The organism is Burkholderia sp. WTPI3, from assembly GCF_021483755.1.
In the GTDB taxonomy this organism is placed as follows: Bacteria; Pseudomonadota; Gammaproteobacteria; order Burkholderiales; family Burkholderiaceae; genus Burkholderia.
In genome coordinates this window covers 1-13,722 of record NZ_JAGIXF010000128.1, presented here as the reverse complement: position 1 = coordinate 13,722, position 13,722 = coordinate 1, and the positions used below count along the sequence as shown (strand labels likewise).

Here is a 13,722-nt window from a genome sequence, read left to right as displayed (position 1 = left end):
CGCGGTCCGTCTGCGCCGCGTCGCCGGCCGGGCGGATGAAGCCGGCCGCCAGGCGCTCGCCCGCGCCGACGAACGGCAGTTTCGCTTCGACCGCGTTCTGCGCGAGCAGGAGCACGTCGGGCAGCCCGCGCGTCGCGAACGCCCGTCCGGCCTGCGCATACGCGCCGACATGCTTCGCGTCGATCTCGACCACGTGGGTCGCGACGCTCGCTCCGGCGGCTGCCGCGTAACGCCGGCCGAGGTCGCCGTCGCCGGTCGCGTTGTCGGGCACGAACACGTGCTTCGGCGCGAGTGCCGCCGCGCAGGCCAGCAATGCCTGCAATTCGCTTTCAGGCGCAAACGCGCGACGGTCGAAATCGGCCAGCTCGATCAGCTTGTCGACGCCGAGTTCCGCGGCGTCGTCCTTCAGTTCGCCGAATGCCAGCAGCGCGACTTCCGTCTGCGCGTCGGCGAGCACCGCGGCGGCGGCGATCGCCTGCCGCGTGTGATCGTCGAGCGCGCCGCGTTCGGTGTGCGCCACCACCAGCATCACGTGCTTCGGATCCTGCACCGCGCGGCGCGGCTTCGCAGCCGCCACGCCGTGACCGTGCGCAGACCATTGCGCGTTCGCATCGGCGCTGCCTTCCTCGCCGAGCGTGATGCGCTTCAGGCCCTCGGCCGTGATGATGAACGGCCGGCGCGGATCGATTCGTTTGATCGTGTTCATCGATTCACTCCAGCGAGGCGGCAACGAGTTCGGCCACGTCAAGCACGTCGGGGCGCGGGCCCACGACGCCTTCGAGCATCGCCGTGCAGTTCGGGCAACCGACCGCGACCACGTCCGCACCGATCGCGCGTGCGTCGGCGATACGGATATCGGGAATACGCTGCTTGCCCGGGATGTCGGTCAGCGGTGCACCGCCGCCACCGCCGCAGCAGCGGCCGCGCATGCCATTGCGCTCCATCTCGACGACCTGGATGCCGATCTTCTTCAGCAGCTTGCGCGGCGATTCCGTTTCGCCGTTGTAGCGGCCGAGGTAGCACGGGTCGTGATACGTGGTGCGCTTTTCGCGCAGCGCTTCGACGGCCTTCGGCGCGATCTTGCCGGTATCGGCCAGCTCCGCGAGGTACGTCGTGTGATGCTTGACCGTCACGCGCAGCCCGAGCGCGCGGTATTCGTTGCGCAGGCTGTGCATCACGTGCGGGTCGGCCGTTACGATCTGCTTGTACGACAGCGAGCCGAGCGTCGCGATCAGGCGCTTTGCCATCTGCTGGAACGTCGCTTCGTCGCCGAGGCGGCGGGCGACGTCACCGGTATCGGTCTCGGTCCCGCCGAGCACCGCGTAGTCGACGCCGGCCTTGTTCAGCACCTTGACGAACGCGCGCAGCGTGCGCTGGTAGCGCATGTCGAACGCGCCTTCGCCTGCGACGAACAGCACGTCGACCGGCTTGCCGGCTTGCGCGACGGGCGCGTTCAGGTCGACCGACCAGTCGTAGCGTGCGGCCGTGTCGTAGCCGCCCATCGTGCCGGTCTCGCGCAGGTTCGCCAGCACTTCCTGGCCCTTGCCCGGCACCGTACCGTGCACCAGCGTGCGGTTGCGGCGCATGTCGACGATCGCGTCGACGTGCTCGATCAGCATCGGGCATTCCTGCACGCAGGCACGGCAGGTCGTGCACGACCACAGCGTCTGCTCCTCGATCAGGCCGGACACGATCGGGCCGTTCGGCTCGCCGCGATGCTGGCCGACCGCGAGGCCCGGCGTCGGGCTGCCGGCGTACGCGGCATCGGTGCCGCCCGCCATCCCGACAACGAGATCCTGGATCAGTTTCTTCGGGTTCAGCGGCTGGCCCGACGCGAACGCGGGGCATGCGGCTTCGCACTTGCCGCACTGCACGCACGCGTCGAAGCTCAACAGCTGGTTCCAGCGAAATTCGACGGGCTTCGCGACACCGTACTCCTCGTGCGCAATGTCCGGCAGCTTCAGCGCGGTCGGCGGCGTGGCCGTGCCGCTACCCGTGAACGAATCACGGGTAGCCGCAAAACGCTCCTGGCGCGGGTGGAACGCGAGGTGCAGCAGGCCGGCGATCGCATGCTTCATCGGGCCGCCCTTTGCGGCGCCGACGGTCATCGTGAATGCACCGGCACCGATCAGCAGCGCGCAGAGCACCGCAAAGGCGCCGGACATCGCGCCGGTCGGCACCACCATGAACAGCACGAGGCCCAGCGCGAACGAACCGAGCATCCACGGCAGCGTATTCCACGGGCCGCGCGACAGGCGTGCGGGCACGTCCTTCGCCGCACGACGGCGCCATACGAACACCGCGCCGACGAGCATCGCGAGCGCCGCGAGGAAGATCAGCTTGTCGAGCCACGGCGAGTAGATCGCGAGGCCGTAGTTGACGAACACCAGTGCGAGCGCGGCGATCGCTCCGCCCGCGGTCGCGACGTGGGTCTTCGCGATGTACGGATCGCGGGCAACCACGTGGTGCAGGTCGACGAAGTAGCGTTTCGGAATCGCGAACAGGTTCGCGACGCCGAATGAGCCGGGTGCGGTGGCGCGCCCGAGACGCCAGTAGGACGAGCGCTTCGCGACCGCGAACGCGAGCCCCGCCACCGACAGCCACAGCAGTGCGGTAATGAGGAAAGCCGGATTCATCTTTAGAAATCCTTGACGAGACGCAGCGAGTCATAGATCGCACCGTGGACGTTGTGCATCGAGATGCAGTCGCCGACACGGAACAGCAGGAAGCGGCCGTTGCCCAGCTCTTCCGACAGGCACGGCTGCGGCTCGGCCGCGAACAGCGTGTGCGGATCGATCTGGCCGCGGTTCACCGATTCAGGCTTGAGCTTCCAGTACAGGTCGTCGTTCGGCGACGAACCGTTTTCGATCACCACCTGGTCGACCGCACGCTCTTCCAGTTCTTCGGTGTATTCGTTGCGCAGCACGGCGATCTTCTTGCCGTCCTCTTCGTACACGCGATCGAGCATGTAATTCGGCGTCGGGATCACGCCGAGCGCATACAGGCGGCGGTAGAAGATCGGGAACGTCGTGCCGCCGCAATCGTCGGCTACCTTCACGTCGGGCGTCACGACCTCGACCTTCGAGCCGCGGCTCGCCATGAAGTCGGCGACGCCCGCGCCCGCATGCGTGCTCACGCCGTCGAACAGCAGCACGTTCTGCTTCGGCTCGACCTTGCCGGTCAGGATGTCCCACGAGCTGACGGCGAGCCCTTCGGCCACGCCCCAGGCAGGCACCTGCCACGTGAAGCTCGAACCGCCGGTGGCGAGCACGACGATGTCCGGCTTCTCGGCCATGATCATCTTCTCGTCGGCGGCGACGCCGAGGCGGCGATCGACGCCCAGGCGCCTGGTTTCCATGTCGAACCAGCGGATGATCCCCGACATCTGTTCGCGCTGCGGCGCCTTCGCGGCGATCATCACCTGGCCGCCCACTTCGGTGTTCTTTTCGAACAGCACCACGTCGTGGCCGCGCAGCTTCGCGACACGTGCCGCCTCGAGCCCCGCGGGGCCCGCGCCGACCACCACCACCTTGCGCTTCGGACCGCGCGACTTCTCGATGATGTGCGGCATCGTCGCTTCGCGCGAGGTGGCCGCGTTCTGGATGCACAGCACGTCGAGGCCGTTGTACTGGCGGTCGATGCAGTAGTTCGCGCCGACGCACTGCTTGATTTCGTCTTCGCGGCCGTCACGGATCTTGATCACCATGTGCGGATCGGCGATCTGCGCGCGGGTCATGCCGACCAGGTCGATCATGCCGTTCGCGAGCAGGCGCTCGGCCTGACCCGCATCGCGGATGCTCTGCGCGTGCATCACCGGAATCTTCACCACCGACTTGATGCCGGCCGCGAGGTGCACGAACGGCTCCGGCGGCAGCGCCATCGGCGGCATGCAATTGGCGATCGTGTTGTGGGTGTCGCCGCCCGAACCGACCACGCTCAGGTAGTCGATCAGGCCCGTTTCCGACATCGCCTGCGCGATTTCCTTCAGCGCTTCGTGGTCGAGGCCGTCTTCGTGGAATTCGTCGCCGCACATCCGCAGGCCGACGCAGAAATCCTTGCCGACTGCCTCGCGCACGGCCGTCAGCACCTCGATGCCGAAGCGCAGACGGTTCTCGAGGCTGCCGCCCCATTCGTCGGTTCGATGGTTCGAACGCTTGCTCCAGAACTGGTCGATCAGGTGCTGATGCGCGGCCGAGATTTCGATGCCGTCCATGCCGGCCGCCTTCACGCGCTTCGCGGCTGCCGCGAAGTCGCCGATGATGCGGCGGATTTCCTCGATCTCGATGATCTTCGCGTTACCGCGATGCACCGGCTCGCGCACGCCCGACGGCGACATCAGGTGCGGCCAGTGCTCGCCGTGGAACGACGAGCGGCGGCCCATGTGCGTGGCCTGGATCATGATCTTCGCGCCATGCTTGTGCATCGCATCGGCCAGGCGCGTCAGCGGATCGATGATCTTGTCGTTCGACAGGTTCACCGATTTCCACCAGCCCTGCGGGCTGTCGATCGACACGGGGCTCGAGCCGCCGCAGATCGCCAGGCCGACGCCACCCTTCGCCTTCTCTTCGTAGTAGCGGATATAGCGGTCGCCCGGCAGGCCGCCCGGCTCGGCATACACCTCCGCGTGCGCGGTGCTGACGATCCGGTTGCGCAGCGTCAACTGGTTCAGCTGCATGGGTTTGAACAGGTGGGGATAACGCATCGCAGGCGACCTCTGGCGTTCGTGTGTTTCGTGTTGCGGGTGTTGTTCTGTGTCGGTCGGTCAGGACGTCAGTGCGCGATCGGCGACACTTCGAAGACGCAGTGGTCGTGGTGCTCGGCCGCACACTGCACTTCCTTCGACTGCGAGCGCGGCGCGCCCTTGCCTTCCGGCGTCGTGTCGTTGACCCAGTCCATCGCGCCGGCGAACCAGCCCGCGAACATGTAGCAGAGCTTGCCTTCCTTGCCCGGCTGCTGGAGTACGAACGACGAGTGGCGCAACTCGATCCGGGCATGCGCGCTGGCTGGATCGGCTTCGATGATCGAGAACAGGCCCCAGCCGCGTTGCGACAGGCGCTTCAGATAGTGCTCGAACACGGCCATGCCGGTCAGGCCGTGCAGCTTCGCTTCCTTGTCGCACCAGTGGTACGCGGACTTGTAGCCGGCCTTGTAGAGAATCTCCGCATACGCTTCGACGCCGAGCGCTTCCTCGACGGCGACATGGTTGTTCGTGAAGAAGTGACGCGGCACGTACAGCATCGGCAGCGCGTCGGTGGTCCAGACGCCGGTATCGGGATCGACGTTGATCGGCAGTTGCGGTTGCATCGTTGTGGCTCCGTGAGGAAAGTGGCCGCGCGGCTCGGGCGCGGGCGCGACATCGTCCGCGTGCCCGCGCGGCAAGCGCTGGCACGTCCCGATTTTTCTAGTGTTGAGCTGGTGGCGGTTCGGCTCGGCGGGCGCTTATGCGCCCCACACGTCCTTGAACACGCGCACCCAGTTCTCGCCCATGATCTTGCGGATGCGCGACTCCTTCCAGCCGTGTCGTTCCATCGCGGCCGTCAGGTTCGGGAATTCGCCGATCGTGCGGATGCCGTCCGGGTTGATCACCTTGCCGAAGTTCGTCAGCTGGCGATAGCGGCCCTTGTCATGCGTCAGCATGTCGAAGAATTCCTTCGCGAAATCCTGCGTGAAGTCCGTGCCGATGCCGACCGCGTCTTCGCCGATCAGGTTCACGACGTAGTCGATCGCCTCGATGTAGTCGTCGATGTTCGCTTCGATCCCGCGCTTCAGGAACGGCGCGAACATCGTCACGCCGACGAAACCGCCTGCGTCGGCGATTTCCTTCAGCTGGGCGTCGCTCTTGTTGCGCGGATGTTCCTTCAGGCCCGACGGCAGGCAGTGCGAGTAGCACACCGGCTTCTTCGAGAACGCGATCGCTTCCGACGACGTGTTGCCGCCCACGTGCGACAGGTCGACCATGATGCCGACGCGGTTCATCTCGGTGATCACTTCGCGACCGAAATCCGACAGGCCGCCGTCGCGCTCGTAGCAGCCCGTGCCGACCAGGTTCTGCGTGTTGTAGCAAAGCTGCACGACGCGCACGCCCATGTCGGCGAACGCCTCGATGTAGCCAAGGTTGTCCTCGAACGCATGTGCGTTCTGGAAGCCGAGGATGATGCCCGTCTTGCCTTCCTTCTTCGCGCGGAAGATGTCGTCCGTCGTGCGCACCAGCGTCAGCAGTTCGCCGTTGTCGCGGATCTTCTTCTTCATCACGCCGATGTTGTCGACGGTCTTGGTGAAGTTCTCCCACACCGACACCGTGCAGTTCGCGGCCGTGATGCCGCCGCGGCGCATGTCTTCGAACACCGGCTTCTCGAACTTCGAAATGTTCAGTCCGTCGATGATGATGCTGTCCTGATGCAGCGTGCTCATATCTGCCTCTCGCTCCAGTCTCTGTATTTGTGGGGGTCGTCGATCAGTAAATCGGGAAGCGCTCGCAAAGCGCGAAAATCTCGCGGCGCACGCGCTGTTCGGTCGCATGGTCGCCTTCCGGGTTCGCGCGCAGCGCGTCGAACACTTCGAGAATCAGGCGGCCGATCTCGCGGAACTCCGCGACGCCGAAGCCGCGCGTCGTGCCGGCCGGCGTGCCGAGGCGGATGCCCGACGTGACGGTCGGCTTCTCGGTGTCGAACGGAATGCCGTTCTTGTTGCAGGTGATGCCCGCACGCTCCAGCGCCTGCTCGACCGGCGCGCCCTTCAGGCCCTTCGGGCGCAGGTCGACCAGCAGCAGGTGGTTGTCGGTGCCGCCGGTGACGAGATCCACGCCGCCCGCCTTCAGCACTTCGCCGAGCGCCTGCGCGTTCGCGAGCACGCTGTCGATGTAGGTCCTGAAGTCCGCATGCAGCACTTCGCCGAACGCGACGGCCTTGCCGGCGATCACGTGCATCAGCGGGCCGCCCTGCAGGCCGGGGAACACGGCCGAGTTGATCTTCTTCGCGATCTCTTCGTCGTTGGTCAGCACGAAGCCGCCGCGCGGGCCGCGCAGCGTCTTGTGCGTGGTGGACGTGACGACGTGCGCATGCTCGACCGGGTTCGCATGGCGGCCGGCGGCGATCACGCCCGCGATGTGCGCCATGTCGACCATCAGCTTCGCGCCGACGCTGTCGGCGATCGCGCGAAAGCGAGCGAAGTCCAGTGCGCGCGGGTATGCCGAGAAACCGGCGATGATCAGATTCGGCTTGTGCTGGTGCGCCAGTTCTTCAACCTGGTCGTAGTCGATTCGCATCGTGTCGCGGTTCACGCCGTACTGAACCGCGTTGAACCACTTGCCCGACAGCGCCGGCTTCGCGCCGTGCGTCAGGTGGCCGCCGGCGTCCAGCGACATGCCGAGCACCGTGTCGCCCGGCTTGGCCAGCGCGAGCATCACCGAGCCGTTCGCCTGCGCGCCCGAGTGGGGCTGCACGTTCGCGTAGCCGGCGTTGAAGATCTGCTTCACGCGCTCGATCGCCAGCGCCTCGACTTCGTCCGCGAATTCGCAGCCGCCGTAGTAACGCTTGCCAGGATAGCCTTCCGCATACTTGTTGGTCAGCACCGAACCCTGTGCTTCCAGCACCGCGCGCGACACGATGTTTTCCGACGCGATCAGCTCGACTTGCGACTGCTGGCGCTCGAGCTCCTTGAGGATGGCGCTGCGCACCGGCGCGTCACGCTCGGCAAGAGGCTGCGAGAAGAAAGGCTGGGTGTTCGACATAGTGCGTCCGTGACAAGAATGAAGGGCGGAAAACCGAAGCTCGAGGCCCGCCGTACCTGGGTTTCCAGCGCGTCCAGAGCAAGGCTGCCGACGGCTCTATTCTTGTCGTTCGGATTTTCGGCGGATTGATGAATTTAGACGCGTTCTTTGCCTTTTCCGCCATGCACGTCCGTTTTGTACAAGTGACCGCTCGTGCTTTTCCGGATGACCCAACGAACCGGCCCTCGCGGTTCACCTATGGACAGGCACTTCGTCGGTGCCTGCCCCGCTCGTCCCAGGTGCAGCGCAGCCCGTTTACGGTGCAATGCAGCATCGGCCTTACGCCCATACAACGTATGGAGCTAGGGTTTAGCCGTATGGCACGCTTGTTGCGCTCGCTCACACAATACGGCAGCCCGATCCGTGCCTCGGGCCAAAAGCTATTAGAGATTCAAGGAACGCTCCCCATGTCGCCCGACCGCACAGCGTCGCTGTCCCACTTCGCGTTCATGCCCTTACCGAACTTCACGATGATCGCGTTCACCAATGCGATCGAGGTGCTTCGGATGGCGAACTACCTGAGCGGGCAGCCGCTCTACCGCTGGTCGGTGATCAGCCCCGAAGGCGGCCCGGTCACGGCGAGCAACGGGCTCACGGTCGACACGGGGCCGGCCGAATGCGTGGGGCAGCCGGATATCGTTTTCGTGTGCGGCGGTGTGGACGTGCAGCGCGCGACGACGCCCGCCCACCTCTCGACCCTGCGCCGTTTTGCTCGCATGGGCCTGCCGCTCGGCAGCCTGTGCACGGGCACCTACGCACTGGCGAAGTCGGGGTTGCTCGCGGGCTACGCGTGCGCGATCCACTGGGAAAACATGTCGGCGCTGAAGGAAGAGTTTCCGGACACGCGCTTCCTGAAGGAACTGTTCGTGGTCGATCGCGACCGCATCACGTGCACGGGCGGCGTCGCGCCGCTCGACATGATGCTGAACCTGATCGCCGCGCGCGTGGGCACCGCGCGCGTCACGCAGATCGCCGAGCAGTTCATCGTCGAGCACGTGCGCGACACGAGCGCGCAACAACGGATGCCGCTCGTCGCACGTCTGGGCTCGGCGAACAAGTCGCTGTTCGAAGTGATCTCGCTGATGGAGAACAACATCGAGGAGCCGCTGTCGCGCGAGGAACTCGCGCGGCTGGCGAACATGTCGCAGCGTCAGTTGCAGCGGCTGTTCCGCGAGCATCTCGGGATGACGCCCACGCACTATTACCTGACGCTGCGGCTGCGCCGCGCGCGCGAACTGCTGCTGCAGACCGACATGTCGATCATGCACATCACGATGGCGTGCGGGTTCCAGTCGGCGTGCCACTTCAGCAAGAGCTATCGCGATGCTTTCGGCGTTGCGCCGACGCGCGAACGTCGCAAGCAGGTCGCCCCGCTCGCGCAGGGTTCGGCAGGCCCGGGGATGGCATTTCCGGCGCATGTGATTCATGCGTGACGTGCGTGCGGCGTGATGCGGTAGAAAAATAAAGCGGCCTTAAAGAAACGGGTGCCGAGAAGTTGTAAGGGCATGGTCGCATACGCCATGCAGAAACGCTGACTTTCGATTCGTGCTTTCGAGCCGCTTCATCTGACGACACGACCGCTGTGGCGGCCAACTCCCCCATGCCCGGTGCGTTTCCGTTACGTTCGCCGGGCAATTAACTGGAGCAGCGGGACCGTCGCACGATGCCCAGGACGCACTGACGTTAAACGGTGCATTTACCAGCCCGCACAAAGCGGGCCGCCTCTCCCGCCTCTCCCGCACCCCCGCGCCGATTCATTTTTCTAAACCGGCCCTCACAAAACCGGGTTTGCGCCGCGACGCACGTGTGACGTTCAATGGGTTGCCCGACCCATTGAACGGAGTTCGTCGATGAATGCACTACAGCTCGTGACCCTGGCTGCCATCTGGGGCGCGTCGTTTCTGTTCATGCGCATGGGCGCGCCGTCGTTCGGCGCCGTCCCGCTGATCGCGCTGCGCGTGGCGATCGCCACCGTGCTGCTGCTGCCGGTGTTGCGCAGCGCCGATGCACGACGCGAATTCCGCGCGCACGCGGCGCCGCTGTTCGTCGTCGGCATCGCCAACTCGGCGCTGCCGTTCTGCCTGCTGACCTATGCGGCGTTGTTCGTGTCCGCCGGCACCGATTCGATCCTGAACGCCACGACCCCGTTGTGGACAGCGCTCGTCGCGTATGTATGGCTGCGCGTGCCGCTGACGAAGCCGCAGGCGATCGGCCTCGCGGTCGGCTTCGCCGGCGTCGTCGTGCTGGCCGGCTCCGCGATCGGCGCCGGCGCGCCCGGCGCCCCGCGCGCGATCGCGGCCGCGATGCTCGCGACGCTGTCGTACGGATTCGCCGCGCATTACTCGAAGCGCAAGCTGGCGAACGTCAGGCCGTTCGTGTCGGCGTTCGGCAGCCAGCTGTTCGCGGCGATCGTGCTCGTGCCGCTGGCCGTGCCGATGTGGCCGCACGCGCCGGTTCCCGCGTCCGCATGGATCGCCGTGGTGCTGCTCGGCGCGATCTGCACGGCCGTCGCCTACCTGCTGTATTTCGGGCTGATCCGCAACGCCGGCGCGCAATACGCGGCGTCGGTCACGTTCCTGATCCCGATCTTCGGCGTCGTGTGGGGCGCGGTCTTCCTGCACGAGACGATTACCGTCCAGACGATCGCCGGGTGCGCGGTCATCCTGCTCGGCACGGCGCTTGCGACCGGCAAGATCAAGGGGTTCTCGTCTGGCGTCGCCCGCAGGTCACACCAATAGGCCACGCGCATCGTCGTCGGGCTCGCCGAGCTCGCGTGCCAGCCAGTCGCGGAACGCAACGATCTTCCACTCGTGCTGACGCGCTTCGCTGCATACGACGTAATAGGAGAACTCGGTCGGCCACGGCCGCGCGAGCACGCGCGCGAGCCGCCCCGCCGCGACTTCGTCGCGCGCGTAGATGTCGCGGACCAGCGCAATGCCCTGCCCGGCGACGGCCGCCTTGATCAGCAACGCGTCCTCGCTGAAGCTCGCGCCGCGCGGTGTGCGCGCATCCTCGATCCCCTGCGTGCGCAACCATAGCGTCCAGTCGGCGCGATCGGCATCCTGCAGCAGCGGATACGACAGGCAATCGGCCGCCGTGCGGATCGGGCGGGCCGGATCGAGCAATCGCGGGCTGCAGACCGGCCACATCTCGGGCGTCCAGATGCGAAACGCCGCGTGCCCGGGATAACGGCCCAATCCGTGGCGAATCGCGACGTCGACGTAGTCGCGCCGCAGGTCGACGAGTTGCGCGCGCGTCTCGACGGTGATTTCGATTTCGGGGTATTCGGCATTGAACGAGCCGAGGCGCTGCACGAGCCACGTGTTCGCGAACGACGCGGTGGTCGTCACGGCGAGCCGCACGATGCGCCGGTTCGCGCCGTGAACGTCCGCCCACGCGGCTTCGATCTCGTTGAACCCGCCGGCAAGCTGGTCGAACAGCGCGCGGCCCGTGCCGGTCAGCTCGAGCTCGCGCCCGGTACGCTCGAACAGGCGCATGGCGAGCCGGTCCTCTAGATTGCGGACATGCTGGCTGACCGCGCCCGGCGAAATGCACAGCAGGTCGGCCGCCTGCTTCATGCTGCCACAGCGCGCCACTTCGACGAAGGTGTGCAGCGCGGCGAGAGGGAGTGACTTGGCCATCCGTGCGGTCGCCGCCGGACGGCGACAGAGGGTCGGGATCGGGCGATGATTATCGCAGCAAACGCCCGGCCGCGACGATCGGGGTCGCCGCTATCGTCCACGGCTGCAGCGATGACGACGCGCGTTGCGCCACAGCAAAAACGGGCGGTGCCGTCTCCGGCACCGCCCGTTTCACGCCTCTTCTGTTCGTACGTCAGGCTGCCAGCAAACCGTGCGGATCGATCACGAATTTGCGCGGCGCGCCGCCGTCGAACTTCTTGTAGCCTTCCGGCGCCTGATCGAGCGAGATCACTTCGACGTTGACGATCTTCGCGATCGGCAGACGGTCGAACAGGATGGCCTGCATCAGGTTGCGGTTGTACTTCAGCACCGGCGTCTGCCCCGTGAAGAACGAGTGCGACTTCGCCCAGCCGAGGCCGAAGCGGATGCTGAGGCTGCCGTGCTGCGCGGCCTTGTCCTTCGCGCCCGGATCGTCCGTCACGTACAGGCCCGGGATGCCGATCGCGCCGGCCGGCCGCGTGATTTCCATCAGCGAGTTCAGCACGGTCGCGGGCGCTTCCTCGGAATGGCCCGACGAACCGTGGCCGTGCGCCTCGAAGCCGACGCAGTCGACCGCGCAGTCGATCTCCGGCACGCCGAGGATCTGCTCGATCTGCTCGCCGAGCGACGCGTCCTTCGACAGGTCGACCGTCTCGAAGCCCATCGCGCGCGCATGCGCGAGGCGTTCCTCGTTCATGTCGCCGACGATCGTCACCGCCGCGCCGAGCAGGCGCGCCGATGCGGCCGCCGCCATCCCGACCGGGCCCGCGCCCGCGATGTAGACCGTCGAGCCCGGCTTCACGCCCGCGCTCACCGCGCCGTGATAACCGGTCGGCAGAATGTCGGACAGGCAGGTCAGGTCGCGAATCTTCGCCATCGCCTGATCGCGGTCCGGGAATTTCAGCAGGTTGAAGTCGGCGTACGGCACGAGCACGTACTCGGCCTGGCCGCCGATCCAGCCGCCCATGTCGACGTAGCCGTAAGCGCCACCGGCACGCGACGGGTTCACGTTCAGGCACACGCCCGTATGCGTGTCCTTGCACATCGCGCAGCGGCCGCATGCGACGTTGAACGGCACCGACACCAGATCGCCGATCCTCAGCGTCTCGACGTCGGGGCCCACCTCGACCACTTCGCCCGTGATCTCGTGACCGAGCACGAGACCGACCGGCGCGGTCGTGCGGCCGCGCACCATGTGCTGGTCGGAACCGCAGATGTTCGTGCTGACGACCTTCAGAATCACGCCGTGTCCGATGGCGCGGCCGGTCGGATCGACCATCTTCGGATAATCGATTTTCTGGACTTCGACCTTGCCCGGCCCAAGATAGACGACACCTCGATTGCTGCTCATCGTATTGTCTCCATGTCTCGTTGGATGGCGCCGCTGCGCGCCGGTGCGGCGCGCACGCAACGTGCTGTTCGAGAGTAGTCCCGGAGGCAGGGGCGCCGATGTCTCAAACGCGACATGCGTTTGATCGGCGCCGACATCGATGGCGGAAAGACGAAAGTCGGGTCGGTAGCCGGACGAAGGCCCGTCGTCCGGCGGATCGTCGCGATCGGCCCGCCCGGCGGGCCGGCGCGCGTTAGCCGCCCTGATTCTCGCGGATGATCGCGGCGACGGCCGCGTCGGCGTCGCTCGCGACGCCGTCGTGCACGCGCGTGCTGACGGCCGGCGTCGGCGGCTCGCTGTCGAGCGCGTGCCCGCCGCGGTTGCGCGTGTCGACCGTCGCGCGCATCGACAGCCCGACGCGCAGCGGATGCGCGGCCAGGTCGCGGGGATCGAGCGCGATCACGACCGGCACGCGCTGCACGACCTTGATCCAGTTGCCGGCCGCGTTCTGCGACGGCAGCATCGAGAACGCGCTGCCGGTGCCCGCCGAGAAGCCCTGTACGCGGCCGCGATAGACGATGCGCGACCCGTACAGGTCGGACACCACGTCGACCGGCTGGCCGACGCGCATGTGCCGAATCTGCCCTTCCTTGAAGTTCGCCTCGACCCACAGCCGGTTCAGCTGCACGATCGACATCAGCGGCACGCCGGGGCCGACCTGCTGGCCGACCTGCACCGAACGCTGGCCGATCGTGCCGTCGACCGGCGCAACGATCGTCGTGCGCTTCAGGTTCCGGTACGCGAGCTTGAACTGCGCGGCCGCCTGCACGACGGCCGGGCTTTCGTCGACGGGCAGCCGGCTACCGAGCGCACGCGCGGCTTCGAGCTGCGCCTGCGCGGCCGCGAGGGTCGCCAGCGCCCCGGCACCCCCCCGACGGGCCGGC

The 13,722-nt window shown here is 66.6% G+C and carries 10 protein-coding genes and 1 pseudogene; 2 read left to right on the top strand and 9 right to left on the bottom strand.

Annotated elements, in window-relative coordinates:
* The 6 genes and pseudogenes from J7024_RS34155 to J7024_RS34130 all read right to left on the bottom strand — a co-directional run.
* Nucleotides 1-706 (bottom strand): annotated as a pseudogene (locus J7024_RS34155) (electron transfer flavoprotein subunit alpha/FixB family protein); the annotation flags it as partial.
* Nucleotides 707-710: 4 nt separating this feature from the next.
* Entirely contained in the window at nt 711-2,636 is a 1,926-nt protein-coding gene (locus J7024_RS34150) for a (Fe-S)-binding protein (protein ID WP_124826924.1), read from the bottom strand.
* Between the two features lie 2 nt (nt 2,637-2,638).
* Entirely contained in the window at nt 2,639-4,702 is a 2,064-nt protein-coding gene (locus J7024_RS34145) for an NADH:flavin oxidoreductase (RefSeq protein ID WP_124826923.1), read from the bottom strand.
* A gap of 68 nt (nt 4,703-4,770) precedes the next feature.
* On the bottom strand, nt 4,771-5,304 hold the full coding sequence (locus tag J7024_RS34140) for a DUF5943 domain-containing protein (protein WP_124826922.1): 534 nt from the start codon (nt 5,302-5,304) through the stop codon (nt 4,771-4,773).
* A 135-nt stretch (nt 5,305-5,439) separates the two neighbouring features.
* A complete protein-coding gene (locus J7024_RS34135; RefSeq protein ID WP_006488981.1) occupies nt 5,440-6,411 on the bottom strand; it encodes a dipeptidase in 972 nt (323 codons plus the stop codon).
* Nucleotides 6,412-6,454: 43 nt separating this feature from the next.
* Nucleotides 6,455-7,729, bottom strand: a complete 1,275-nt coding sequence (locus J7024_RS34130) for a serine hydroxymethyltransferase (RefSeq protein WP_124826921.1) — start codon at nt 7,727-7,729, stop codon at nt 6,455-6,457.
* A 356-nt stretch (nt 7,730-8,085) separates the two neighbouring features.
* Between J7024_RS34130 and J7024_RS34125 the strand changes: the two genes are divergently transcribed.
* Together J7024_RS34125 and J7024_RS34120 are read left to right on the top strand one after the other, a co-directional pair.
* Nucleotides 8,086-9,201 carry a GlxA family transcriptional regulator gene (locus J7024_RS34125; RefSeq protein ID WP_124826919.1) on the top strand — a complete coding sequence of 372 codons (1,116 nt, stop codon included), beginning with the start codon at nt 8,086-8,088 and terminating at the stop codon, nt 9,199-9,201.
* A gap of 417 nt (nt 9,202-9,618) precedes the next feature.
* Entirely contained in the window at nt 9,619-10,506 is an 888-nt protein-coding gene (locus tag J7024_RS34120; RefSeq protein ID WP_124826918.1) for a DMT family transporter, read from the top strand.
* Here J7024_RS34120 and J7024_RS34115 read toward each other — a convergent pair.
* From J7024_RS34115 to J7024_RS34105, 3 genes are all read right to left on the bottom strand, one after another.
* On the bottom strand, nt 10,495-11,409 hold the full coding sequence (locus J7024_RS34115; RefSeq protein WP_175750784.1) for a LysR substrate-binding domain-containing protein: 915 nt from the start codon (nt 11,407-11,409) through the stop codon (nt 10,495-10,497). The genes J7024_RS34120 and J7024_RS34115 overlap by 12 nt on opposite strands.
* 193 nt (nt 11,410-11,602) lie before the next feature.
* Nucleotides 11,603-12,799 (bottom strand): formaldehyde dehydrogenase, glutathione-independent, encoded by a 1,197-nt coding sequence (gene fdhA / locus J7024_RS34110; RefSeq protein WP_057927550.1) that lies wholly within the window; start codon nt 12,797-12,799, stop codon nt 11,603-11,605.
* 232 nt (nt 12,800-13,031) lie between these two features.
* Nucleotides 13,032-13,722: HlyD family secretion protein (locus J7024_RS34105; RefSeq protein ID WP_234745875.1), on the bottom strand; the 691-nt coding region annotated here is incomplete at its 5' end.